This is a genomic window from Caballeronia terrestris (genome assembly GCF_001544515.1).
In the GTDB taxonomy this organism is placed as follows: Bacteria; Pseudomonadota; Gammaproteobacteria; order Burkholderiales; family Burkholderiaceae; genus Caballeronia; species Caballeronia terrestris.
In genome coordinates, this window is sequence record NZ_FCOL02000645.1 from 1 (window position 1) to 500 (window position 500).

The following is a 500-nucleotide window of genomic DNA, read 5'->3' on the forward strand; positions in this document are numbered from 1 at the left end:
ACGATGCTGGCGATCTACGATGCGCAACGCGAATACGCGGAAACGGACCACGACGACAGCGGCGTGCTCAACTATGCGACGAAACTGTCGAGTTCGCCCGGCAAGCGGGACGGCCTGTACTGGCCGACCGGCTCCGATGACAAGCCGAGCCCGCTCGGGGCCGCCTTCATGACTGCCGGTGCACGCAACACCGGGCAGACCGGCTACAACGGCTATCACTACAAGCTGCTCACCTCGCAAGGCCCTCATGCGCCGGGAGGTGCGTATGACTACGTCGCCCACGGAAAGCTGTTCGGAGGCTTCGGCGTGATCGCCTGGCCCGTTCGCTATGGAGATACCGGCATCAAGAGCTTCATGGTCAGTCACGCCGGGCAGGTCTACGAGCGCGATCTTGGCCCTGACGGTGCGAAGAAGGCGGCGACGACGACGTCGTTCGACCCTGGCCCCGCGTGGACGAAGGTGTCGCCTTGATGCGCCTCCTGCACGCCGCTGCCTGCGTA

The 500-nt window shown here is 64.8% G+C and carries 1 protein-coding gene; it reads left to right on the forward strand.

The genetic code is table 11. The features are described 5' to 3' along the window. A partial coding sequence (locus tag AWB67_RS39375; RefSeq protein WP_125477929.1) for a DUF2950 family protein occupies positions 1 to 471 on the forward strand: 471 nt, incomplete at its 5' end. Positions 472 to 500: the final 29 nt, after the last annotated feature.